The sequence below is a fragment of the Mesorhizobium sp. C395A genome (genome assembly GCF_030323205.1).
Lineage (GTDB): Bacteria > Pseudomonadota > Alphaproteobacteria > Rhizobiales > Rhizobiaceae > Mesorhizobium.
In genome coordinates this window covers 509139-530184 of sequence record NZ_CP100473.1, presented here as the reverse complement: position 1 = coordinate 530184, position 21046 = coordinate 509139, and the positions used below count along the sequence as shown (strand labels likewise).

The 21046-nt window shown below is 63.8% G+C and carries 24 protein-coding genes and 1 pseudogene; 9 read left to right on the top strand and 16 right to left on the bottom strand.

All coding sequences use genetic code 11. The features are described from left to right. Position 1 precedes the first annotated feature (1 nt). The 3 genes from NLY37_RS02485 to NLY37_RS02475 form a co-directional block, all read right to left on the bottom strand. Complete coding sequence (locus NLY37_RS02485) at positions 2-1477, bottom strand: sensor histidine kinase (protein ID WP_023742645.1); 1476 nt, start codon at positions 1475-1477, stop codon at positions 2-4. 107 nt (positions 1478-1584) lie between these two features. After that, complete coding sequence (locus NLY37_RS02480; RefSeq protein WP_023670185.1) at positions 1585-2259, bottom strand: response regulator transcription factor; 675 nt, start codon at positions 2257-2259, stop codon at positions 1585-1587. Positions 2260-2511: 252 nt separating this feature from the next. After that, a complete protein-coding gene (locus tag NLY37_RS02475; protein ID WP_023742646.1) occupies positions 2512-4065 on the bottom strand; it encodes a Do family serine endopeptidase in 1554 nt (517 codons plus the stop codon). 191 nt (positions 4066-4256) lie between these two features. Between NLY37_RS02475 and NLY37_RS02470 the strand changes: the two genes are divergently transcribed. Further along, a complete protein-coding gene (locus tag NLY37_RS02470) occupies positions 4257-4526 on the top strand; it encodes a CopG family ribbon-helix-helix protein (protein WP_023684527.1) in 270 nt (89 codons plus the stop codon). Beyond that, the gene (locus NLY37_RS02465; RefSeq protein ID WP_023742647.1) at positions 4523-4831 is read left to right on the top strand and encodes a type II toxin-antitoxin system RelE/ParE family toxin; all 309 of its coding nucleotides are present in this window, start codon (positions 4523-4525) and stop codon (positions 4829-4831) included. The genes NLY37_RS02470 and NLY37_RS02465 overlap by 4 nt, the downstream gene beginning before the upstream one ends. On the opposite strand, the gene NLY37_RS02460 is transcribed toward NLY37_RS02465, so the two are convergent. From NLY37_RS02460 to NLY37_RS02425, 8 genes and pseudogenes are all read right to left on the bottom strand, one after another. Next, entirely contained in the window at positions 4828-5292 is a 465-nt protein-coding gene (locus NLY37_RS02460; protein WP_023742648.1) for a cytochrome c-type biogenesis protein, read from the bottom strand. The genes NLY37_RS02465 and NLY37_RS02460 overlap by 4 nt on opposite strands. Further along, positions 5289-7280 (bottom strand): heme lyase CcmF/NrfE family subunit, encoded by a 1992-nt coding sequence (locus NLY37_RS02455; protein ID WP_023742649.1) that lies wholly within the window; start codon positions 7278-7280, stop codon positions 5289-5291. Before NLY37_RS02455 ends, NLY37_RS02460 begins: the two co-directional genes overlap by 4 nt. Beyond that, entirely contained in the window at positions 7280-7723 is a 444-nt protein-coding gene (ccmE, locus tag NLY37_RS02450) for a cytochrome c maturation protein CcmE (protein ID WP_023742650.1), read from the bottom strand. Before ccmE ends, NLY37_RS02455 begins: the two co-directional genes overlap by 1 nt. Before the next feature lie 3 nt (positions 7724-7726). Then, a complete protein-coding gene (gene ccmI, locus NLY37_RS02445; protein WP_023742651.1) occupies positions 7727-8878 on the bottom strand; it encodes a c-type cytochrome biogenesis protein CcmI in 1152 nt (383 codons plus the stop codon). A gap of 85 nt (positions 8879-8963) precedes the next feature. Continuing rightward, a pseudogene (locus NLY37_RS02440) lies at positions 8964-9406 on the bottom strand (RT0821/Lpp0805 family surface protein). Positions 9407-9580: 174 nt separating this feature from the next. Beyond that, on the bottom strand, positions 9581-10999 hold the full coding sequence (locus tag NLY37_RS02435; protein ID WP_023670176.1) for an ATP-binding protein: 1419 nt from the start codon (positions 10997-10999) through the stop codon (positions 9581-9583). Next, positions 10983-11648, bottom strand: coding sequence for a response regulator transcription factor (locus NLY37_RS02430; RefSeq protein WP_023742653.1), 666 nt, complete (start codon positions 11646-11648; stop codon positions 10983-10985). The genes NLY37_RS02435 and NLY37_RS02430 overlap by 17 nt, the downstream gene beginning before the upstream one ends. Before the next feature lie 81 nt (positions 11649-11729). Next, entirely contained in the window at positions 11730-11990 is a 261-nt protein-coding gene (locus NLY37_RS02425) for a hypothetical protein (protein ID WP_023670174.1), read from the bottom strand. A 278-nt stretch (positions 11991-12268) separates the two neighbouring features. On the opposite strand from NLY37_RS02425, the gene NLY37_RS02420 reads away from it, so the two are divergent. Beyond that, entirely contained in the window at positions 12269-12655 is a 387-nt protein-coding gene (locus tag NLY37_RS02420) for an ester cyclase (protein ID WP_023742654.1), read from the top strand. Between the two features lie 6 nt (positions 12656-12661). Here the strand turns inward: NLY37_RS02420 and NLY37_RS02415 are convergent, their stop codons facing one another. Beyond that, positions 12662-13069: a DUF3168 domain-containing protein gene (locus NLY37_RS02415; RefSeq protein ID WP_023742655.1), complete on the bottom strand. Its 408-nt coding sequence runs from the start codon at positions 13067-13069 to the stop codon at positions 12662-12664. Between the two features lie 217 nt (positions 13070-13286). On the opposite strand from NLY37_RS02415, the gene NLY37_RS02410 reads away from it, so the two are divergent. Both NLY37_RS02410 and NLY37_RS02405 read left to right on the top strand, forming a co-directional pair. Then, positions 13287-13496 carry a hypothetical protein gene (locus NLY37_RS02410; protein ID WP_023670172.1) on the top strand — a complete coding sequence of 70 codons (210 nt, stop codon included), beginning with the start codon at positions 13287-13289 and terminating at the stop codon, positions 13494-13496. Between the two features lie 7 nt (positions 13497-13503). Further along, complete coding sequence (locus NLY37_RS02405) at positions 13504-13695, top strand: hypothetical protein (RefSeq protein ID WP_023742656.1); 192 nt, start codon at positions 13504-13506, stop codon at positions 13693-13695. Positions 13696-13738: 43 nt separating this feature from the next. Here NLY37_RS02405 and NLY37_RS02400 read toward each other — a convergent pair whose 3' ends face one another. Both NLY37_RS02400 and NLY37_RS02395 read right to left on the bottom strand, forming a co-directional pair. Next, on the bottom strand, positions 13739-14005 hold the full coding sequence (locus NLY37_RS02400; RefSeq protein WP_023670170.1) for a DUF1488 family protein: 267 nt from the start codon (positions 14003-14005) through the stop codon (positions 13739-13741). After that, entirely contained in the window at positions 14002-14265 is a 264-nt protein-coding gene (locus NLY37_RS02395; protein ID WP_023670169.1) for a hypothetical protein, read from the bottom strand. The genes NLY37_RS02400 and NLY37_RS02395 overlap by 4 nt, the downstream gene beginning before the upstream one ends. A 246-nt stretch (positions 14266-14511) precedes the next feature. On the opposite strand from NLY37_RS02395, the gene NLY37_RS02390 reads away from it, so the two are divergent. The 3 genes from NLY37_RS02390 (at position 14512) to NLY37_RS02380 (ending at position 16868) form a co-directional block, all read left to right on the top strand. Further along, complete coding sequence (locus NLY37_RS02390; RefSeq protein WP_023742657.1) at positions 14512-14874, top strand: co-chaperone GroES; 363 nt, start codon at positions 14512-14514, stop codon at positions 14872-14874. A 64-nt stretch (positions 14875-14938) separates the two neighbouring features. Beyond that, positions 14939-16567 carry a chaperonin GroEL gene (groL, locus tag NLY37_RS02385; RefSeq protein WP_023684537.1) on the top strand — a complete coding sequence of 543 codons (1629 nt, stop codon included), beginning with the start codon at positions 14939-14941 and terminating at the stop codon, positions 16565-16567. Between the two features lie 136 nt (positions 16568-16703). Beyond that, positions 16704-16868: a hypothetical protein gene (locus NLY37_RS02380; RefSeq protein WP_023742658.1), complete on the top strand. Its 165-nt coding sequence runs from the start codon at positions 16704-16706 to the stop codon at positions 16866-16868. 12 nt (positions 16869-16880) lie between these two features. Here the strand turns inward: NLY37_RS02380 and NLY37_RS02375 are convergent, their stop codons facing one another. Both NLY37_RS02375 and NLY37_RS02370 read right to left on the bottom strand, forming a co-directional pair. Further along, the gene (locus tag NLY37_RS02375; protein ID WP_023742659.1) at positions 16881-18434 is read right to left on the bottom strand and encodes a trimethylamine methyltransferase family protein; all 1554 of its coding nucleotides are present in this window, start codon (positions 18432-18434) and stop codon (positions 16881-16883) included. Continuing rightward, the gene (locus NLY37_RS02370) at positions 18424-18723 is read right to left on the bottom strand and encodes a glycine cleavage T C-terminal barrel domain-containing protein (protein ID WP_023742660.1); all 300 of its coding nucleotides are present in this window, start codon (positions 18721-18723) and stop codon (positions 18424-18426) included. The genes NLY37_RS02375 and NLY37_RS02370 overlap by 11 nt, the downstream gene beginning before the upstream one ends. Positions 18724-18850: 127 nt before the next feature. Here NLY37_RS02370 and NLY37_RS02365 point away from each other — a divergent pair, with 127 nt between their 5' ends. Beyond that, positions 18851-21010, top strand: coding sequence for a transglycosylase domain-containing protein (locus tag NLY37_RS02365; RefSeq protein WP_023742661.1), 2160 nt, complete (start codon positions 18851-18853; stop codon positions 21008-21010). Positions 21011-21046: the final 36 nt, after the last annotated feature.

The following is a 21046-nucleotide window of genomic DNA, read 5'->3' as shown; positions in this document are numbered from 1 at the left end:
ATCAATGGTCCTCCCGCGCCGGGAAGCTCATGATAACGGACAATCCGGGATTGGCAGGCAGAAGTTCAAGCCGGCCATTGTGAAAAGTCATGATCGCCTTGGCGAGGCTGAGGCCAAGACCGGATCCCGGCTGCGAGCGGCTCTTTTCCAGCCGCACGAAGCGCTCGGTCGCCCTGGCGCGGTCGGCATCGTCGGGGATGCCATGGCCATTGTCGGAAACGGAAAGGCGGATTTCGTGACCGACGCGCTGCAGGGCTACGCGCACGGCAGGCTTTTCCGTCGCATCGGTCGAGTATTTGATGGCGTTGTCGACGATGTTCGACAGTGCCTGGCCGATCAGCTCGCGGTTGCCATCGACGGAAAAATTCCCGTCCGCGGCAGTTTCAAGCACCACGCCAGCCTCCTCCGCCACCGGCTCATAAAGCTCGACAACGTCATGCACCGCGGCGGCGAGATCGACCTTGCTGGTGCTCTCCGAGGAATAGCCGGCCTCCAGCCTGGAGATCATCAGGATGGCGTTGAAGGTTTTTATCAGCTGGTCGGATTCGGCGATGGTGCCTTCCAGCGCCTGCCGGTAGTCGGTGGTCTTGTGCTTGCCCGAAAGTGTCGCCTCAGCGCGGTTGCGCAGTCTGGTCAGCGGCGTCTTCAAATCATGGGCGATGTTGTCGGAGACCTGCTTCAGCCCTTCGTTGAGCGTCGCTATCCTGGCCAGCATGGTGTTGAGGTTTTCCGACAGGCGGTCGAACTCATCGCCGGCGCCGGTCACCGGCAGCCGTCCCGTGAGATCGCCGCCCATGATGCGGCGGCTTGCCTCCGAGACGCTGTCGATGCGCTTCAGCGCGGCGCGGCCGACAAGGAACCAGATCAGCAGCCCGCCCAGGCCCATCATGCCCAGCGCCAGCATCAGGGCGCGGCGGACGACGGCGCGGAAGCGCTCGGGCTCGCCGAGATCGCGGCCGACCAGCATGATCATCTGGTTGGGCAGCCGCAGCACCAGCGCGATGGCGTTGTGGCCCTTCTCGCCCTCGGGCTGAATTTCGGTCTCGCCGGGCTGCGCGCCATTCGGGTCAGAAGCCTGGTTGCGCTGCCGTTCGAGCTCACCTTCGCCGAAACGGCGATAGGAGAAGGGTTCGGTCGTCCAGCCATCGGTCTCGAGCACCCCCGGTGCCAGGCTCTGCACGTTGCCGGTGAGGATCTGGCCGTTGACATCGGCAATGAGATAGAGGTTGGCGCCGGGCTGGCGCGAGCGCTGCTCGACGACGCGCACCAGCCGCGGCAGGCCGCCGCTCTGATAGGCACGGGCGAGGCCGAGCACCTCGTCATTGATGGTCTGCTGGGTCTGGCCGGTCAGCATGCGGGCCGACAACGACGTCATGTAGAAGACCAGCAACACGGCACATAGCGCGAAAAGCAGGAAATAAAGCGCTGAAAGCCGCGCCGCCGTCGTCCTCATGATGGCCGGCAGGGAAAGGGCCATCGAGTTCTAGCTCATGATGAGATTTGGCTGAAATCTCATCATCACCTACCCCTTTGTTGGAGCATGATCTTCTCCAAAAACCGGTACCTACTTTTTGGGATCATGCTCTAGCCGCTCTTCAGCATATAGCCGGCGCCGCGAACCGTATGCAGGATCGGCTTGTCGAAACCCTTCTCGATCTTGCCACGCAGGCGCGAGACGTGAACGTCGATCACGTTGGTCTGCGGATCGAAATGATAGTCCCAGACATTTTCGAGCAGCATGGTGCGCGTCACCACCTGGCCGGCATGGCGCATCAGATATTCGAGCAGGCGGAATTCGCGCGGCTGCAGCGTGATCTCGCGCGCCGCGCGCTTGACCGAATGGGACAGCCGGTCAAGCTCGAGATCGCCGACCCGGTAGACGGTTTCGGCCTCCCTGGCGCTGGCGCGGCGGTTCAGCACCTCGACGCGGGCGAGCAATTCGGAAAAGGCATAGGGCTTGGTCAGATAGTCGTCCCCGCCGGCGCGCAGACCGGTGACGCGGTCATCGACTTCGCCCAGCGCCGACAGGATCAGCACCGGCGTGGTGTTGCCGCGCGAGCGCAGGCCGGCAATGACGGAGAGCCCGTCGCGGCGTGGCATCATGCGGTCGACGACCATCACGTCATAGTCGCCGGCATCGGCCAGCGCAAAGCCGGTTTCGCCGTCGCCGGCGACATGGGCGGTGTGCCCAGCCTCGGCAAAGGCCTTCTGCATATAGTCGGCCGCCTCGCGATCGTCTTCTATGACGAGAATCTTCATAGAGCCGTTATACGCGATTTCGCCGGAAGATTGAGGGGCCGCCATGAGCGCAAAAGCTTTCGTTCAAGCATGTCGTTTTGCCAAAACCGCCGTGCACTTTTGGGCGACATGCTTCGATGTTAGAGCGGCAGCGGGCGATGGGCCCGCTGCCGCCGGGGGCAGAACACGATGACTGACTAACGCGTTCGGCCCCTTGCTTCCCGTGCGGCGGCTCGGGGGTGTTGAAACCGCCGCACTGGAAACTGTGTGATGTCAGCCTTTGGCGACTGGCAGCGCGACGAAGCGGTTTGAATCGTCGCGGGTGATCTGCATCAGCACCGCCTTGCGGCCGGACTTGACCGCATCGGCCATCGCCTTGGCGACGTCTTCGGTGCCGTTCACCTCCGTCGAATTGACCGAGGTGATGACATCGCCGGGCTGGATGCCGCGGTCGGCGGCATCGCTGTCTGGATCGACATCGGTCACCACCAGGCCCTTGCCGTTTTCCGACTTGGTGACGGTGAGGCCGAGATCGGCCAGCGCGGCGGGCTTTGCCGGTGCCGCGGGCTGCTGCGGGTCGGCCGAGGCCTGCTTGTCGGTGGACGGCAGCGTGCCGAGATCGACCTTGATGGTCTGGCTCTTGCCGTCGCGCCACACCGTGACGTCGACCGACTTGCCGGGTGGGTAGGCGCCGATCAGACGAGCCAGTTCCTTCGGCGATGCGACGTCCTTGCCTTCGACCTGGGTGATCACGTCACCGGCGGTGATGCCGGCCTTCTTGCCGGGGCCACCGTCCTGGGCGCCCGAAACCAGAGCCCCGTTCTGCGACTTCAGGCCCAGCGATTCGGCGATGTCCGATGTAACCGGCTGGATTTCGACGCCGAGCCAGCCACGCTGCACCGAGCCGCTCTTCATCAGATCCTGCACCACCTGCTTGGCGGTCGAGGCCGGAATGTCGAAGGCGATGCCGACGCTTCCGCCCGACGGCGAGAAGATCGCGGTGTTGATGCCGACGACCTGGCCGTTAAGGTTGAAGGTCGGGCCGCCCGAATTGCCGCGGTTGACCGAAGCGTCGATCTGGATGAAGTCATCATAGGGACCGGCGCCGATATCACGGCCACGGGCCGAGACGATGCCGGCGGTGACGGTGCCGCCGAGGCCGAACGGATTGCCGACGGCCACCACCCAGTCGCCGACGCGAACCTTGGAATCGTCGGCGAAATCGACATAGGTGAACTTGCCGACGCCATCGACCTTGAGCACCGCCAGATCGGTGCGCGGATCGGTGCCGATCAGCTTGGCGTCAAGCTCCTTGCCGTCATTCATCACCACTGTGAAGGCGGAGCCTTCCTCGACGACATGGTTGTTGGTGACGAGATAGCCGTCATCGGAGATGAAGAAGCCAGAACCCTGCGCCACCGGACGCGGCTGGTCGTTGTTACGGTCGCGGTGGCTGAAGCGACGATTGCCGCCGTCATGGCCGTTCTGATCACCAAAGCCGCGGAATTGCTTGAAGAACTGGCGCAGCTGCGGATTGTCGGGCAGGTTGTTCATGCCGTCCGGATCGTCGGACTGGTCGGAGCCGTCATCGGCGGCAGGCTCGATCTTGGCCTTGACCTTGACGCTGACCACGGCCGGCGAAACGCGCTCGACGACATCGGCAAAGCCCGGCACCTGGGGCGCTTCGACCCGCACGGCGTCGGCCAGAACGGGAGCTGTACCAGTGGCAACGGCGCCGAAACCGATGCCGCCGGCAATGGCCAGCGAAGCGGCGGCGGCCAACAGGCGCTTGCGGGTGCGGGAATATGGGTTGGGGGCGATAGTCATGGGTCTCGTATCCTCTTTTCACTGGATGCGGCTCAGGCAGAGCATCCTCGGACAAGAGAAATAGAGAGGCGCACATTACGGCGCCATTTCCGGTGCATGAAAGTTTTGTAATGTTGGGCGGTCGCACAAATCGCTTGGTTGCGCTCGCCTGCTGCCCTATGGTGTACACAACTCAGCACAAGGCTTTCACAATGACAGCAAGCACCACCATGACCATTCGAGTCTCGTCCGAGACCAAGCTGAAGCTGGAGCAGATCGCTACCGATACCAGGCGTAGTAAATCGTTCCTCGCCGCCGAGGCGGTCTCAGCCTATGTCGATCGCGAGCTGGATATCATCGAAGGCATAAAACGTGGCATGGCCGACGCAGAGGCTGGCCGTGTCGTGCCCCACGACGACGCCATGGCGGAGCTCGACGCGGTGATCGAAGCAGCGAAAGCCAGGCGCGCAGGCAAGGCGTGAAGCTGTTCGTCACCTGGTCGCGAGAAGCGCTGGACGATCTCACGCAGCAAGTTGCCTTTATCGCTCAGGACAATCCTGCCGCCGCCCGACGCCTCGCGGACCGTATCCGTGAAATGGGCCGGGGCCTTGGTGATATGGCGACGGGCCGACCTGGCCGGGTAACAGGCACTTATGAGAAGCCCATCGGCCGCCTGCCCTACATCATTGCCTATGAATTGCGCCTGATCGCCGGCCGTCAGAGCATTGTTATCCTGCGCGCCATCCACACGTCGCGGGACTGGCCTTTGGAGGAATGGCCGAGCTAGTCGCTCAGCACCTTGTCCAGCGCCGCCTGTTCCTCGGCGCTCAGCGCCTTGGTTGCCAACGAGCGGCGGGAGCGTGTGGTCAGCACAATGAAAATGCCGACGACTAGAAGCAGAAGCACCGGCGTGCCCCAAAGCAAGGCGTTGCGCGGGCTGAAGCGTGGCTTCAACAGCACGAACTCGCCGTAGCGCGACACGATATAGTCCATCACCTGCTGGTCGGTATCGCCGGCAACCAGGCGCTGGCGCACCAGGATGCGCAGGTCGCGGGCGAGGTCTGCATCGGATTCGTCGATGGACTGGTTCTGGCAGACCATGCAGCGCAGGCCTTCCGACAGTAGCCGCGCCCTCGCCTCGAGCGCCGGATCGGTGAGAACCTCGTCCGGTTTCACCGCTTGCGCCGCGCCGGCAAACAGCAGCGCCAGAAGCAGGGTGAGCGAGGCCAACGAGAACCTGGTGCTCACGGCGCGCCTGCCGACGGCATGGAGGCTGCCTGCTTGCGGCGGCGCGAGGGTGCGCCAACCCGCAGGCGACGGTCGAGCAGCGACATTGCGGCTCCCGCCATCATCACCAGAGCTCCGCCCCAGATCAGCGTCACCAGCGGCTTCCACCACAGGCGCACCACGACGGATCCATCGGTGCCTTCATCGCCCAGCGACAGATAGAGCTGGCTGAAGCCGATCGTCTCGATGCCGGATTCGGTCGTCGTCGTCTGCCGCACCGGAAAGAAGCGCTTGGCCGAGGTGATTTCGGCTGAAACGCCGCCATCGGCGCCGATCAGGGAAAAGCGGCCGCGCTGCTCGCTGTAGTTCGGACCCTGCGCCGGGAAGAGGCCGTCGAAACGCAGCGTGTGGCCGGAGAGTTCGACGCTCTCGCCGGCATGCATCGACAGTATCCTTTCGGTGCCGAAGCACAGCGTGCCGACAATGCCGAGCGTCGTCAGCCCGAGGCCGAGATGGGCAAGTGCAGTGCCGAACACCGAACGCGGCAGGCCGGCGAAACGGCGCAGCATGATGGCGGGCGACACATTGCCAAAGCCGGACTTGACGGCGAGGTCGGTGAGCGCGCCGCAGACCAGCCAGCAGGCGAGGCCGACACCAAGGGCGGCGAACACCGACGCGCCGTCGATGAACAGCCCGGTGACCAGCATCGCCAGGAGAGCGGCGCCGAAAGCCGCCATCAGGCGCTGGGCGACGGCATAGAGGTCACCGCGCTTCCAGGCGAGCAATGGTCCGAAAGGAACCACGACCAGCAGCGGCACCATCAGCGGGCCGAATGTCAGGTTGAAGAAGGGGGCGCCGACTGAGATCTTGCCGGCCGAAAGCGCTTCGACCGCCAGCGGATAGAGCGTGCCGACCAGCACGGTGGCCGTGGCCGTGGTCAGGAACAGATTGTTGAGGACGAGTGCGCCTTCGCGCGAGATCGGGTGGAACAGGCCGCCGGCCGTCAGCCGCGAGGCGCGCAGCGCAAACAGGGCCAGCGAGCCGCCGATGAACAGCGTCAAAATGCACAGGATGAAGATGCCGCGGGTCGGATCGGTGGCGAAAGCATGCACCGAGGTCAGCACGCCGGAGCGCACCAGGAAGGTGCCGAGCAGCGACAGCGAGAAGGTGAGGATGGCAAGCAGCAGCGTCCAGATCTTGAGCGCCGAACGCTTCTCCATGACGATCGCCGAATGCAGAAGAGCCGTGCCGGCCAGCCACGGCATAAAGGAGGCGTTTTCGACCGGATCCCAGAACCAGAAGCCGCCCCAGCCGAGCTCGTAGTAGGCCCAGTAGGAGCCCATCGCGATGCCGCCGGTGAGGAACATCCAGGCGACCAGCGTCCACGGCCGCACCCAGCGCGCCCAGGAGGCATCGATGCGGCCTTCGATGAGGGCGGCGACCGAGAAGGAAAAGCAGATAGAGAACCCGACATAGCCGAGATAGAGCAGCGGCGGATGGATGGCGAGGCCAAGATCCTGCAGGACCGGGTTGAGATCGCGGCCCTCGATCGGCGCCGGATTGAGCCGGGTGAACGGATTGGATGTCGCCAGGATGAACAGGAAGAAGGTGGCGCCGATAGCCCCCTGCACGGTCAGCACATTGGCGCGCAGCGTCGCCGGAAGGTTGGAGCCGAAGACAGCGACCAGCGCACCGAAGAAGGTCAGGATCAGCACCCAGAGCAGCATCGAGCCTTCGTGATTGCCCCAGGTTCCGGTGATCTTGTAGATCAGCGGCTGCAGCGAATGCGAGTTTTCCCACACGCTCGCCACCGAGAAATCGGAACTTGCATAGGCGCCGGCGAGTGCTGCGAACGATAGCGCCGTGAGCGCGAAGCCTGTGACCGTGACGGGACCGCCGACAGCCATCAGCCTCTGGTTGCCGGTACGGGCGCCGATCAGCGGCACCAGCGTCTGCACCAGCGACAGCACAAAGGCGAGGACGAGCGCGAAGTGTCCGGTCTCAACCATTACTGGCTCTTGCTCTCTTGCCACACGCCCTTGGCCTTCAGCCCGTCAGCGACTTCCTTGGGCATGTAGCGCTCGTCATGCTTGGCCAGCACGCTGTCGGCGACGAAAACGCCGTCGGCGCCAAAGCTGCCTTCGGTGATGACGCCCTGCTCCTCGCGGAACAGATCGGGCAGGATGCCGGTATAGCTGATCTTGACCGATTTGTGCGTGTCGGTGACCGAGAACGCAACCGTCGCGCCCTGCCCGCGCACGACCGTGCCCTTTTCGACGAGGCCGCCGAGCCTGATGCGCTGTCCCGGCTGCAAGCTGGCGGTGGTCAGATCGGCGGGCATATAGAAATAGGAGGCCTTCTGGCCCAACGCATAGAAGGTCAGCCCGGTGGCGGCGCCGAGGAAGGCAAGACCTCCGACAATCACCGACAATCGCTTCTGCTTGCGCGTCATGTCCTACTCCGTCGCCGTCAGGCCGAGCGAGGCGGCAAAGGCGGTGAATTTCTTCGCTTCCTCACTGTCGGCGCCAAACACGGCGATACCGCGATGCAGCGCGTCGCGCGCCTGGTCAGCCTTGCCCAGCACAACATAGGAACGAATGAGCCGCATCCATCCTTCCGCGTCGCGCGGATTTTGCCGCAGTTTTTCGTCGAGGCCGGCGACCATGGTTTCGATCATGGCCTGCCTGTCCTGCGGCGCCATCGACGAGGCATCGACGGCTGCGGCATCGGGGCCTTTGGCGGGCTCTCCTGACGCGACGCTGCGGTTGGCGGCCTCGGCCAGTGCCTGTTGGACAGCTCCGCGCCATGGCGAATCCTGCGGCAGGAAATCGAGCATTTTCTGCCAAGCCGTGGTTGCCTCGGGTATGCGGCCTTCCTGGGCCAGCGCCATCGCCAAATAGAACGAGGCTTTCGCGTTTCCCGGGTCGAGTTTTAGCGCCTGTTCGAAAGCGGATTGCGCATCGGCCGAAACGATGCCGCCGGCCGCATTGGCAATCGCTTCGCCGAGGCCGGCCTCGCGGGCGGCCGTGTCGCCATCGAGGCGGATGGCATTGCGATAGGCGGTCACGGCATCGGGAAAGCGCTGCAGGCGCAGATAGATCGGGGCGAGCACGTCCCAGCCGCGTCCGTCGCCAGGGTTGGCGGCAAGATGGGCCTCGGCGCGCGTCACCAACTCGTCGACCGAACTATCGGCCGGATTCTTGGCCAGCCGTTCGGCAAGCGGCTGCGACGGCAGATCCGGCGAGCCGAGCTGGCTGTAAAGGCCCCAGCTGAGCAGAGGGACCGCCAGTACCGCAGCCGTTGCCACCAGCCTTGCCGCCTTTGACGGCTGCCGCGTGCCAGGCGCATCGGCTTGACCGACATTGGCTTGACCAACATCTCCCAGGCGAAGGATGCGGCGGGCGATTTCGGCGCGCGCCTCCTCGGCTTCCGCCGGCTGGATCAGCCCGCGCGCGGCGTCACGCTCAAGCTCGGCCAGTTGGTCGCGATAGACTTCGAGGTCGTGGTCGCTGCTGGTCGGAGCGTCCTTGCCGCCACTGGTCAGCGGCAGCAGCACCGTCAGGCTTGCGCCTAGCGTGAGGATTGCGGCTATGACCCAGAACAGCATGGTTCTTCCAATAGAGCGAGAGCCCTGCTCTCACAACATGAGGGTGCTGCGACGCTTTGACGGGATTCCGACCCCGGCCCAATGTTCAGGTCAGCGGCGTCCAGCTGCCGTCGGCGTTGCGGCATGCGGTGCCCCGCGCGGTCTGGCCGGCCGTGCCGGTAAACACCGTATGGGTGTACTGGCGGCAATCCTGCGAGCCGACGCGGTAGGGCTGGGCCGCGACGACTTCGCCGGAATGAGCCGAACTGTCGCTCTTCCACGTCACCTTCTGGCCGCTCGCCGTATATTCGAGCGCCTTGTATTCCGCCTCGAGCGCCTTGCGCTTCTCGGTGCTGTTCAGGCCGCTGCCGATCGATCCGCCGACGAGCCCGCCGGCCATGGCCGAGATGATCGTCGTCGCGACTTTGGCCCCTGAAGGAGGCGACGCGGGGGGGTGGTGATGGAGATATCCGGGCCACTGCCCTTGCCCAGCGTTCCGCAGCCGGAAAGAGCGAGCAGTGCGGAAACGAGCGCAACGCGAATCTTCATGCCAACAACCGGTTTTCTTGAACGGGATGCGCTGGGGGCCGCGTCATCGGGGGCGTCAGGACGTCATACTATTGACATTTGTCGGAAATTTGGCCGTTTTTAACGGCCTTTGTGCAATCGAGGGGCCGCCATAACACAGGCATTCGGCCGTGTCGATTGGCCCTGGGCAGTACATCATTGCAAGCTCCGCAAGCGCACAACCGCCTTCAGCCCGCCCATCGTGGAGCGTTCCAACGCCAGCGCCCCGCCATACTCGTTGACGAGGTCGGCAACGATGGCAAGTCCGAGCCCGGTTCCCGGCTTTGTCTCGTCGAGGCGCCGGCCGCGTTTCAAGACATCGCGGGCCTTGTCCTCGGGGATGCCGGGACCGTCATCCTCGATCGATAGCTCGAACAGGCCGGCTGCGGCCGGCGTGACGGATACGGCAACAGTGCTCTTCGCCCATTTCATCGCATTGTCGAGAAGGTTGCCGAGCAGTTCCTCCAAATCCTCGCGCTCGCCAGCAAAGACGATGTCGGCCGCCGGCAGCGTAAGCGACAGGCTGACATCAGGCTTGAGTTTTTGCAGCACGCGCACCATGCGCTGCACCAGCGGGGTCACCGGCGTGCGGTAGACGACGCTGTCGCGCTGCGCGGCGACCCGAGCCCGCTGCAGATAATGGTCGACCTGCTTCTGCATCGAGGCGGCCTGGTCGGCGATGAGCTGGCCCTTGGCGCCGCCGAGCGCCCGGCCCTCGTTGATCAAAACTGCGAGCGGCGTCTTCAGCGAATGGGCGAGGTTGCCGACCTGCGTGCGCGAGCGCTCGACGATGCGCTTGTTGTTTTCGATCAGCGCATTGGTCTCGTTGGCGAGCGGCTCGATCTCGGCGGGAAACCGGCCGTCGAGCCGTTGCGCCGTGCCTTCGCGCACCTGGGCAAGCGCGTTGCGAACCCGGCGCAAGGGCTGCAGGCCGAGCAGGATGGCGATCGCATTGATGGCGATCATGCCGACGCCGAACAGGCTGAGATAGGTCAACAGGCGGCCCTGGAAGGTGGCGATCTCGTGCTCGAGCTCGGTCTTGTTGCCCATCACGCGGAAGCGCGCGGCGCGGTTCTTGGCATCGAGGACGAATTCGCTTTCGAACACTTGCAGTTCCTCGTCACCGATGCCGTCGGTGGAATAGCTGCGCTGGAAACTGGAATTGAAAGGCACCTCGGCAACGGTCGGCGACGGGATCGTCGTGGTCATCGAGGACGAATGAAGGTTGCCGTGCACGCCTTCGGAAGCCGGCTCCACCGACCAGTACCAGCCCGAATTCGGCTCCGAGAAGCGCAGGTCGCCAAGGTCGGGAGCGCCGGTGAGCTGGCCGGTTTCGGAAACGCCGACCGAGCCGATCAAATTGAACAGATGCGCCGACAGCAGGCTGTCGAAGCCGCGTTCGCTGGCCTGGCGGTAGAGCGTGGTAATCAGGGTGAAGATAACGATGAGGGTGAGGATCGCCCAGATCGTGGAAAAGCCGATGACGCGGAAGGCCAGCGAGCGCGGCCAGAGCCGCGCCGAAAAAGGCTTCCTTGCTGGTATGGGGAGCGGTTCCGCCTTACGCCTCCGGCTCACGCATGCGATAGCCCATGCCGCGCACGGTTTCGATCATTTCGATGCCCATCTTCTTGCGCAGCCGGCCGACAAAGACCTCGATGGTGTTGGAATCGCGGTCGAAATCCTGGTCGTAGAGATGCTCGACCAGCTCGGTGCGCGACACCACCTCGCCCATATGGTGCATCAGATACGCCAGCAGGCGGAACTCATGCGAGGTCAGCTTCAGCGGCACGCCGGCGACATCGGCCTTGGAGGCCTTGGTGTCGAGGCGCAGCGGCCCGCAAGTGAGCTCGGACGAGGCATGGCCGGCGGCGCGGCGGATCAGCGCCCTCACCCTGGCCAGCACCTCCTCGATGTGGAACGGCTTGGTGACATAGTCGTCGGCGCCGGCATCGATGCCCGACACCTTGTCGCTCCAGCGGTCGCGCGCTGTCAGGATCAGCACCGGCATCTTGCGGCCGTTGCGGCGCCAGCGCTCGACGACGCTGATGCCGTCCATCTGCGGCAGGCCTATGTCGAGCACGACGGCATCGTAGGGCTCTGTGTCGCCGAGGAAATGCCCCTCCTCGCCGTCATAGGAGCGGTCGACGACATAGCCGGCATCGACCAGCGCGTCGGCCAGTTGCCGGTTGAGATCCTTGTCATCTTCGACGACGAGTACGCGCATGATCGGTCAGGCCTGTTGATGGGTCAGCTATAGGCCGATTCCGGTGGTCTGGGAAACGACCCTGCAAGGGGGAAGATTGGATCAGTTCGCCGGGACGACGATCTCGGAGCGGCGCGGACGCTGGCCGTCCTTGCCCGGCACAAGCACGACGATGACGCAGACCTCCTGGCCGCCACGCGTCGTCTGCGAAGCCTTGGCCAGCGTGCCGCCATTCTGCTCGGCAACCTGCTGGCCGATCGCGTAGCAATCCGCCGCGGCTGCCGGCGTCGCTTGCGACGCCAACAGGCCGGCCGCCGTGAGCGCCAGTATCGCGGTTCTGACATGAGAGCGAAGCGTTTTCATGGTCGGCGTTGTAACGCAACTGTGCTGAACGTGAAGTGAACGGTGAACGGGTGAAAATCCATCCCCGCAAAACCCCATCGCGCGCAACGAATGAATGCGATCCTACCGCCCAGTCCCTCGACCGGGCAATGGATTCATAACCGGAAAACCGGCTGCGCGGCTATGGTTTTTGCGCGCAGGTTCTCAATTCGCAGCCAGATTGGGAACAGGTCAAGGCGAGACCATTCTGAAGGGCCGCCCTAAATAGCGCGGGAAACGCCAAATCATCGGAGTGCGCCATGACGGATAAAGACCTTGCCGACCTTTACCGGGGCTATATCGCTTGCCTGAATGACCAGGACTGGGCGAAACTTGGAGACTTTGTCGGCGACGAGGTGCAGCACAATGGCGAAATGCTCGGCCTGTCGGGTTATCGCCGTATGCTCGAAGGCGATTTCGAGGCGATTCCCGACCTCCGCTTCAACATCGAACTGCTGGTCTGCCAGCCGCCGCGCGTGGCGGCGCGCCTGCATTTCGACTGTCATCCCAAGGGCGTGCTGTTCGGCCTGCCGGTGAACGGCAAGCGCGTGTCGTTCGCTGAGAATGTTTTCTACGAATTCGGAGAGGGTCGCATCCTCGAGGTGTGGTCAGTCATCGACAAGGCCGAGATCCAGGCGCAAATCTAGGTTGCTTCAATCACTTTGCTCGGTGAGAGCGCGTATCCGCAGCACCCCGTGGTAGAGCGCCAGGTCCTCGTCGTAGCGGGCCTCGGCGAACTCCAGGGACAGGCGGGTCTGGTCGCGCGAGCCGGTGGCGAAAGCGGCGCCGTCAAGGCGCGCCCGGATGCTGTCCATGATCAGACGCGTCTCGGCCTCGCCTTGCGCCTTCGACCAGACATGCAGCGTGATGAGCTGGTCGTCATCATTGTCGGCGCCGGTGTCCAGATCGAATGCGCTGGTCCTGCCATAGGTCACATAAGGGAAGGCGGCACTGTCGGCCGCCTGCTCGCGCAACCCGGCGCCGCCGAGCAGCGCCGTCAGCGAGGCATCGCACTTCAATCTCATGAACAAGGCTTGCAGCAAATCGCCGGGCGCCGTCATCGTCGTCTCCGTTCGCCTGTCACGCTTTGAACAACCTCAGTTTCGCGCGCAACCTAACCGCGTTGCACGGATTGCGCCAGATGACGATCCGCCTGATGGAAGGCGGCGAATCGGGCGGCATGGCCCTTTCACGGACCGGGTTCTATTTGGCATGCGGGGAGTTTCAAGAAGGGTGTTATGAGGAGCCCTGTTTTCTCCGGCAATTCGAGGTCATTTCATGCGAACGCCACCGCTGCTGCCGGCCTTTGGAAAGCTTGGCGTCAAGCCCCCGGTCGCGATTGCGGCAGCACCCGCCCTGTCGAAGAGGACCGTGGCCCTGCGCATGCGCGAGATACTTTCAATGCATGGCGGCCTGGCCTTGAAGCTGTCGGTGGTGGCCTGGACAATCCTGATCCTGGCGGCGGCATTTTTCATGTCAAGGGCCTGATGCCGATATGGCAAACCGCTACGCGTTGCGCATGGACGAGCCCGAGAGCTGGAATATCTTCGACATCTTCACCGGCCAGCCTGTCGAGCTTAAGCAACAGGTAATGGTGGCCATGAATTTGCGCGATGCGGAAGCGATGGCCGACTGCCTGAACAGCCGGGACGTCAAGCGGCGGGCAAAAGCCGACCGCAAGTCCTGACGCACGCTGATCTCAGCCGCTCTGATTGCAAGACGAACGCGCGCTAACCGAAATCCGCGGCTGTGAGCACATATATGCTCTTGCGGGTGCGGGCGTAGGCCTTGCTGGCAATGTCATGGATGGAGCTGGACGCGGTGTCGAAAGCCGCCAGATAGGTGGCTTCCGCGGTCGCCGTCCCTGATGGCGCCTTCGAGAGGGCATCGGCTGCGACAGAGAAGGAAATCTGGAACATGCCGTCGTGGCCGACAAAGCGGATGCGCTTGCCGGCCTCGTCATAGAAGCGACTTGGATTGGGGAATGTCAGGCTCATGACGTGCCCCCCTTCGGCGCGGCGGCGGCTTTCTTGACTGTCGCCCGCTTCTTCTTCGGTGTCGGGTTCAAGGCTTCCGCGACGCGGTCGGCCTCTTCCTTGGCCAGGCGCAATTCCCTGAGCCTTGCTGTCTTGATCTCCCTGGCCCTCGCTTCGGACATGTAGTCGGAGGTTGCCTTGTTGCGCTCGGCCGTCTTCTTCTGCTTGTCCATGAAGCGGGCTTCAGCTTTTTCCATGATGCTCTGATTGCCTTCGGCCATCGCCTAAATCTCCTTCGTGCCTGAAATCGTGAATCGAACTTACGATATAAATAGTCACTTTTGCCTCGAAATTCAATTTTTTGAAATATCTAGGCGCCTCGCGACGTTTCGAACCCTGCAGACATCATAATACTTTTTAATATTTAATTTTGGCCACGAATAATTTTTGGCACTCCTATCTATCGAGTGCCAACACGCCTATAAGAACGGCGCGGTCGCCTATGCCGGCCCCAGAAAGAAGTTCTCATGAAGTTTCGGCCACTCCACGACCGCGTCGTCATCCGGCGCGCCGAAGGCGATATCAAATCCAAGGGCGGCATCATCATTCCCGACAATGCCAAGGAAAAGCCGCAGGAAGGCGAAGTCATCGCCGTTGGGCCGGGCGCACGCGACGAAAACGGCGCGCTTGTTCCGCTCGACGTCAAGGCCGGCGACTTCATCCTGTTCGGCAAATGGTCGGGCACCGAGGTCAAGATCGACGGCGAGGACCTGCTGATCATGAAGGAAGCCGACATTATGGGCGTGATCGACAAGAGCGAGACGGCCGCTACCGGAAAGAGCGGGACGGTCGTCACCGAGAAGAGCGTCAAAGCCAAGAAGGCCGCTTGACCGGCCTGGCTTTGCCAGGCTCCGGCGAGCCGCTTGCTTCACCACACCAACGGGATTGAAAAAAATGTCTGCCAAGGAAATCAAATTCGCCACCGACGCGCGCGACCGCATGTTGCGCGGCGTCGAGATCCTCACCAATGCGGTGAAGGTCACGCTCGGCCCTAAGGGTCGCAACGTCATCATCGACAAGGCCTATGGCGCGCCGCGCATCACCAAGGACGGTGTGACGGTGGCCAAGGAAATCGAGCTTGCCGACAAGTTCGAGAACATGGGCGCGCAGATGGTGCGCGAAGTGGCTTCGAAGACCAACGACCTCGCCGGTGACGGCACCACCACCGCCACGGTGCTGGCCGCATCGATCCTGCGCGAAGGCGCCAAGCTGGTTGCCGCGGGCATGAACCCCATGGACCTCAAGCGTGGCATCGACCAGGCTGTCGCCGCCGTGGTCAAGGACATCAAGGCGAAGGCCAAGAAGGTCAAGTCGTCGGCCGAGATCGCGCAGGTCGGCACCATCGCCGCCAATGGCGATGCCAGCGTCGGCGCCATGATCGCCAAGGCGATGGACAAGGTCGGCAATGACGGCGTCATCACCGTCGAGGAGGCCAAGACCGCCGACACCGAACTCGACGTCGTCGAAGGCATGCAGTTCGACCGCGGCTATCTCTCACCCTATTTCGTCACTAATGCCGACAAGATGCGCGTCGAACTGGAAGAGCCTTACGTGCTCATCCACGAGAAGAAGCTCGGCAATCTGCAGGCGATGCTGCCGATCCTCGAAGCAGTGGTGCAGAGCGGCAGGCCGCTGCTGATCATCTCGGAAGACGTCGAAGGCGAAGCGCTGGCGACGCTGGTCGTCAACAAGCTGCGCGGCGGCCTCAAGGTCGCGGCCGTCAAGGCGCCGGGCTTCGGCGATCGCCGCAAGGCGATGCTGGAAGACATCGCCGTGCTGACATCGGGCCAGATGATTTCCGAGGATCTCGGCATCAAGCTCGAAAACGTCACCATCGAGATGCTTGGCCGCGCCAAGCGCGTACTGATCGAGAAGGACACCACCACGATCATCGACGGCGCCGGCACCAAGGCGACCATCCAGGCGCGCATCGCGCAGATCAAGGGCCAGATCGAGGAGACCACGTCCGATTACGATAAGGAGAAGCTGCAGGAGCGGCTGGCCAAGCTCGCCGGCGGCGTCGCCGTGATCCGCGTCGGCGGCGTCACCGAGTCTGAAGTGAAGGAAAAGAAGGACCGCATCGACGACGCGCTGAATGCGACGCGCGCGGCGGTGGAAGAAGGCATCGTGCCCGGCGGTGGCGTGGCGCTTCTGCGCGCCAGATCGGCGCTGGCCGGGCTGACTGGCGCCAATGACGATGTGACGGCAGGCATTTCGATCGTGCTCAGGGCACTCGAAGCGCCGATCCGCCAGATCGCCGAGAATTCCGGTGTCGAAGGCTCGATCGTCGTCGGCAGGCTGTCCGACAGCAAGGACCACAATCAGGGCTTTGATGCCCAGAACGAGGTCTATGTCGACATGATCAAGGCGGGCATCGTCGATCCGGCGAAAGTGGTGCGCACCGCACTGCAGGATGCCGGCTCGATTGCAGCGCTTCTGATCACCGCCGAAGCGATGATCACCGACGTTCCGGCCAAGGATGCGGCGCCTGCGGGCGGCGGTGGCGGCATGGGCGGCTACTGACCATCGCCCGAAAATTGCCCGCCTGGGAATCTGGGCGGGCATAAATCAGAACAGGCTGCCGGGGACATTTCCCCGGCGAGCCAGGAATTTCCGTCAGTCAGTCAAGACCAGTCAGCAACGACAGGGAGATCGACAGATGATCACATTTGCCCCGAAGGCAAACGCTGTATCCGCGACCAAGCCGGCGGAGGAGAGCCGCTTCGATCGCATCCGCCGGATTGCCGCCGACAAGCACAGGCAGGCCGATGCCGGGCCGATTCGCCGCGAGCCGTCGAAGACCGGCGACAAGCGGCCGATGTGACGGCTGCCAACCTCACGACACCGGCAACGCTCCGCCCTCTTCGGTGCGGCGGGCAATGAACTCGTCGAGCACATCGGATGTGGCAACGGCCGACGCCGGCGGCTGGAAGTCGGCCAGCGTCCGCTTCCAGATGCCGGTGGCGCGCTCGGTGGCCGACTTCGAACCGGACTGCGTCCAGCTGCCGAAATTCGACCAGTCGGCGACCAGCGGCTCGTAGAAGGCGGTGCGGTAGCGCGTCATGGTGTGGCCGGCGGAGAAGAAATGCCCGCCCGGCTGGACTTCGGCGATCGCCTCGAAGCCGATCGAATCCTTGTCGCCGGGGGTCGTAGCGCAGAGTTCGGCAACCGTCTGCAATGCCTCGATATCGGTGATCAGCTTCTCGTAGGAGACGCTGAGGCCACCCTCTAGCCAGCCCGCGGCATGGATGCAGACGGTGGCGCCGGCAAGCACCGAGCCCCACAGCGCGAACTGCGTCTCGTGCGCCGCCTGCACATCGGAAATGTTGGCCGCACTGCCGCCGCCGGACCGCCAAGGCAGGCCGGTGAAGCGCGCCAGCTGGCCGGCGCCCAGCGTCGCCTTGACGTGCTCGGGCGTGCCGAAGGCCGGTGCGCCGGACTTCATGTCCACATTGGAGGAGAAGGATCCGTAAACCACCGGTGCGCCCGGCCGCACCATCTGCGCCAGCGCGAGACCAGCCAGCGCCTCGGCATGCTGCAGCGTCAATGCGCCGGCGACGGTGATCGGCGCCATGGCGCCGGCCAGGCAGAAGGGCGTGATGATGGACACCTGGCCGGCCTTGGCGAAGTCGATGATGCCCTGCGCCATCGGGATATCGAGCTGGCGCGGCGAATTGGTGTTAATGACGGTATAGCAATGGACGCCGGCAAGGAACTCGTCCTGCGAGAGGCCGCGCGCCAACCGGATCATCTCGAACCCGTCCTCGACCTGCGGCGTGCCACGGGCGAAGACGAAGGGAAACTTGTCCGACAGGGTCAGCTGCGCACGGTTGACGGCATAGTGGCGCAAACGGTTGTCGACATCCTGAGGCTCGATCCAGGGGCCGAGCATATGCAGCACGTCGAAATTCTGAACAAGCTTGGTCAGTTCTTCGAAAGCGGCGAGCGTGCCCGGACGCCGTCCGCGTTCGAGATCGGTGACGTTGGGCGCCCCGGCTCCGGCGAGGAACGTCATCGAGCCGAGCTCCAGCATGAGATCGCGGCTACGGTCGCCCGCCAGCGCCCGGATGGATTTTGGCGCCGAGGCCAGTGCGGCGGTGACGATATCGCGGCCGATGCGCACCATCTGGCTGTCCTCATCGACCAGCGCACCGGCTTTGGCGTAGATCGCCCGTGCCTCCGCCGGCAGCACCTTGATGCCGAGCTCTTCCAGCACGCGCAACGCCGTGCCGTGGATGGCCGCGACTTGGTCGTCCGAAAACACCGGCTGCGGCAGGAACGGGTTTTTGAGCGAGCGATAGTTCGGGTGGCGGCTTGACCCGCTGCCGGCCTCGCCGGTGTGCCCGCGCCGGCGCTCGCGCCTGGTCTCCCTTATGATGTCATCGACCATGGCCAAAACTCCTCATTGCCGCATCGCCTTGCCCTCGGGCCGTATGGCGAGCCGGAATAATTCGCGCCGGCCGCTCGACGCCGCCGACAATGTGCACCCAAAGCGCGGTCCCCTCCCCGGCGAATTCGTCGTCCAGCAACGCCAGCGCGACGCTTTTGCCTATTGTGTAGCCATAGCCGCCTGAGGTGACGAATCCGACCCGCCGGCCCTTGTGCCAGACTGGCTCGAAGCCACTGGCGTCGGCATCGACGGAGCAGAACTCCAGCGTCACGATGCGGGCGGCGCTCAACAAACCGTGCGGTGTGGCCTGGCTGCCCTTGTGAGCCGGGCTGAAATGGAAGAATAGTCTTCGCCGGGTATGCCCGCCCTGAAATTGCCCGCTTGCGGTTCTCAGGTGGGTTGGGTGAGTTTCGGGAATGGCCAGTCCTTTAGAACGACGTCCAAGACAAAGAGGTCCGATCGCCGCCGCACTGCTGGCGGTGGACGCGTGGATCGATTCCTCGCTCTACGAAATCGGCTTCAAGGCCGGCCAGTTCTGGGAATCGGCGACCATTTTTTCGCGGCGCTTCCGAGTCACCGGCTGGCGACGCGGCATCATCGAGGTGCTGAGCGAAGGTTTTACGATGGGCGCCGGCGGCGTCGTCGTGCTGCTCGCACTCGCGATGCCGGCCTTCCAGATCACCACCGGCGACTGGCGCAGTCAGGGCGATTTCGCCGTCACCTTCCTCGACCGCTACGGCAACGAGATTGGCCAGCGCGGCATCATCCAGCGCGATTCCGTGCCTGTCGACGAGATGCCGGACCATGTCATCAAAGCAGTGCTGGCGACCGAGGACCGGCGCTTCTTCGAGCACTACGGCATCGACGTGCTCGGCCTGTCGCGCGCCATCTTCGAGAATGTGCGGGCTAATTCCGTCGTCCAGGGCGGCTCCAGCATCACCCAGCAGCTGGCCAAGAACCTGTTCCTGTCGAATGAGCGTACCTTCCAGCGCAAGATCAAGGAAGCCTTCCTGTCGCTGTGGCTGGAGGCCAATCTGTCGAAGAAGGAGATCCTGCAGCTCTATCTCGACCGCGCCTATATGGGCGGCGGCACGTTCGGCATCGAGGCGGCGGCGGATTTCTATTTCGGCAAGAGCGTCAAGGATCTGAACCTCGCCGAGGCGGCGATGCTGGCCGGCCTGTTCAAGGCGCCGACCAAATACGCCCCGCACATCAACCTGCCCGCCGCCCGTGCTCGCGCCAATGTGGTGCTGTCGAACCTCGTCGATTCCGGTTTCATGACCGAAGGCCAGGTGCTGCAGGCAAGGCTGCATCCAGCCGAGATCGTCGACCGCGGCGAGCAGAAGAGCCCGGACTATTACCTCGACTGGGCCTTCGATGAGGTCAAGAAGATCGCCAAGCCCGGCCAGCATTCGCTGGTCGCCCACACCACTTTCGACGCCAACATCCAGAAAGCGGCGGAGGAATCCGTCGAATTCCATCTCCGCCAGTTCGGCAAGGAATACAACGTCACCGAGGGCGCCGTTGTGGTGATCGAGACCAATGGCGCGGTGCGCGCCATTGTCGGCGGCCGCGACTATGGCGCAAGCCAGTTCAACCGCGCCACCAAGGCGCTGCGCCAGACCGGCTCCTCGTTCAAACCTTACGTCTACGCCACCGCCATGGAGCACGGGTTCACCCCGGACTCCGTCGTCTCAGGCGGGCCGATCAGCTGGGGCGGCTGGTCACCGCACAACTACAATGGCGGCTCGGCCGGCAATGTGACGCTGATCACGGCGATCGCCAAATCGATCAACACGGTGCCGGTACGGCTGGCCAAGGACTATCTCGGCATCGGCCCGATCAAGGCGATGGCCGAATCATTCGGCGTGGAATCGCCGCTGGAGTCGCACAAGACCATGGTGCTCGGCACATCGGGCATGACGGTCATGGACCAGGCGACGGGCTACAGTGTGTTCGCGCAGAACGGCTTCGCCGGCTCGCGGCACGGCATCACCCAACTCGTCACCCGCACCGGCGACGTCGTCTACGACTTTGCCAAGGATGCGCCGGCGCCGCATCGGGTTCTGTCGGAACAGGCTCTGAAATACATGAACACCATGCTGGCTGCGGTGCCGGCGATCGGCACCGCGCGGCGCGCGCAGTTGCCCAACATCGTCGTCGCCGGCAAGACGGGGACGACGCAATCCTACCGCGACGCCTGGTTCGTCGGCTTCACCGGCAATTACACGGCTGCCGTCTGGCTCGGTAATGACGACTTCACCCCGACCCGCAACATGACCGGCGGCACGCTGCCGGCGATGGTGTGGCAGCGGCTGATGGTCTATGCGCACCAGAATATCGACCTGAAGCCGATCCCCGGCCTAGACAAACCCTTCGTCGACGAAGAGATCGCGGCCAAGGCCGAGGAAGCGGAGAAGAAAAACGCCGATCAGGCAGCAGCGGATGCCGCCGCCGAGCGCCCGGCGGTGCTGTCCAGCCGCACGACACAGACGCTGCGCGAGATGACCAAGCTGTTCCAGGCCGCGCCCGTGCTCGGCTCGCCGCAGACACCGGAGACCCTGTCGGCGCTTTGATTCCACAGCGCTGCTTGCTCTGCGGCCTGCCCCGCT

Bases quoted from the DNA above. Each gene is read 5' to 3' on its own strand.
- NLY37_RS02485 (WP_023742645.1), bottom strand. From the start codon at position 1,477: ATGGCCCTTTCCCTGCCGGCCATCATGAGGACGACGGCGGCGCGGCTT.
- NLY37_RS02480 (WP_023670185.1), bottom strand. From the start codon at position 2,259: ATGAAGATTCTCGTCATAGAAGACGATCGCGAGGCGGCCGACTATATG.
- NLY37_RS02475 (WP_023742646.1), bottom strand. From the start codon at position 4,065: ATGACTATCGCCCCCAACCCATATTCCCGCACCCGCAAGCGCCTGTTG.
- NLY37_RS02470 (WP_023684527.1), top strand. From the start codon at position 4,257: ATGACAGCAAGCACCACCATGACCATTCGAGTCTCGTCCGAGACCAAG.
- NLY37_RS02455 (WP_023742649.1), bottom strand. From the start codon at position 7,280: ATGGTTGAGACCGGACACTTCGCGCTCGTCCTCGCCTTTGTGCTGTCG.
- ccmE (WP_023742650.1), bottom strand. From the start codon at position 7,723: ATGACGCGCAAGCAGAAGCGATTGTCGGTGATTGTCGGAGGTCTTGCC.
- ccmI (WP_023742651.1), bottom strand. From the start codon at position 8,878: ATGCTGTTCTGGGTCATAGCCGCAATCCTCACGCTAGGCGCAAGCCTG.
- NLY37_RS02430 (WP_023742653.1), bottom strand. From the start codon at position 11,648: ATGCGCGTACTCGTCGTCGAAGATGACAAGGATCTCAACCGGCAACTG.
- NLY37_RS02425 (WP_023670174.1), bottom strand. From the start codon at position 11,990: ATGAAAACGCTTCGCTCTCATGTCAGAACCGCGATACTGGCGCTCACG.
- NLY37_RS02420 (WP_023742654.1), top strand. From the start codon at position 12,269: ATGACGGATAAAGACCTTGCCGACCTTTACCGGGGCTATATCGCTTGC.
- NLY37_RS02415 (WP_023742655.1), bottom strand. From the start codon at position 13,069: ATGACGGCGCCCGGCGATTTGCTGCAAGCCTTGTTCATGAGATTGAAG.
- NLY37_RS02410 (WP_023670172.1), top strand. From the start codon at position 13,287: ATGCGAACGCCACCGCTGCTGCCGGCCTTTGGAAAGCTTGGCGTCAAG.
- NLY37_RS02405 (WP_023742656.1), top strand. From the start codon at position 13,504: ATGGCAAACCGCTACGCGTTGCGCATGGACGAGCCCGAGAGCTGGAAT.
- NLY37_RS02400 (WP_023670170.1), bottom strand. From the start codon at position 14,005: ATGAGCCTGACATTCCCCAATCCAAGTCGCTTCTATGACGAGGCCGGC.
- NLY37_RS02395 (WP_023670169.1), bottom strand. From the start codon at position 14,265: ATGGCCGAAGGCAATCAGAGCATCATGGAAAAAGCTGAAGCCCGCTTC.
- NLY37_RS02390 (WP_023742657.1), top strand. From the start codon at position 14,512: ATGAAGTTTCGGCCACTCCACGACCGCGTCGTCATCCGGCGCGCCGAA.
- groL (WP_023684537.1), top strand. From the start codon at position 14,939: ATGTCTGCCAAGGAAATCAAATTCGCCACCGACGCGCGCGACCGCATG.
- NLY37_RS02380 (WP_023742658.1), top strand. From the start codon at position 16,704: ATGATCACATTTGCCCCGAAGGCAAACGCTGTATCCGCGACCAAGCCG.
- NLY37_RS02375 (WP_023742659.1), bottom strand. From the start codon at position 18,434: ATGGTCGATGACATCATAAGGGAGACCAGGCGCGAGCGCCGGCGCGGG.
- NLY37_RS02365 (WP_023742661.1), top strand. From the start codon at position 18,851: ATGGCCAGTCCTTTAGAACGACGTCCAAGACAAAGAGGTCCGATCGCC.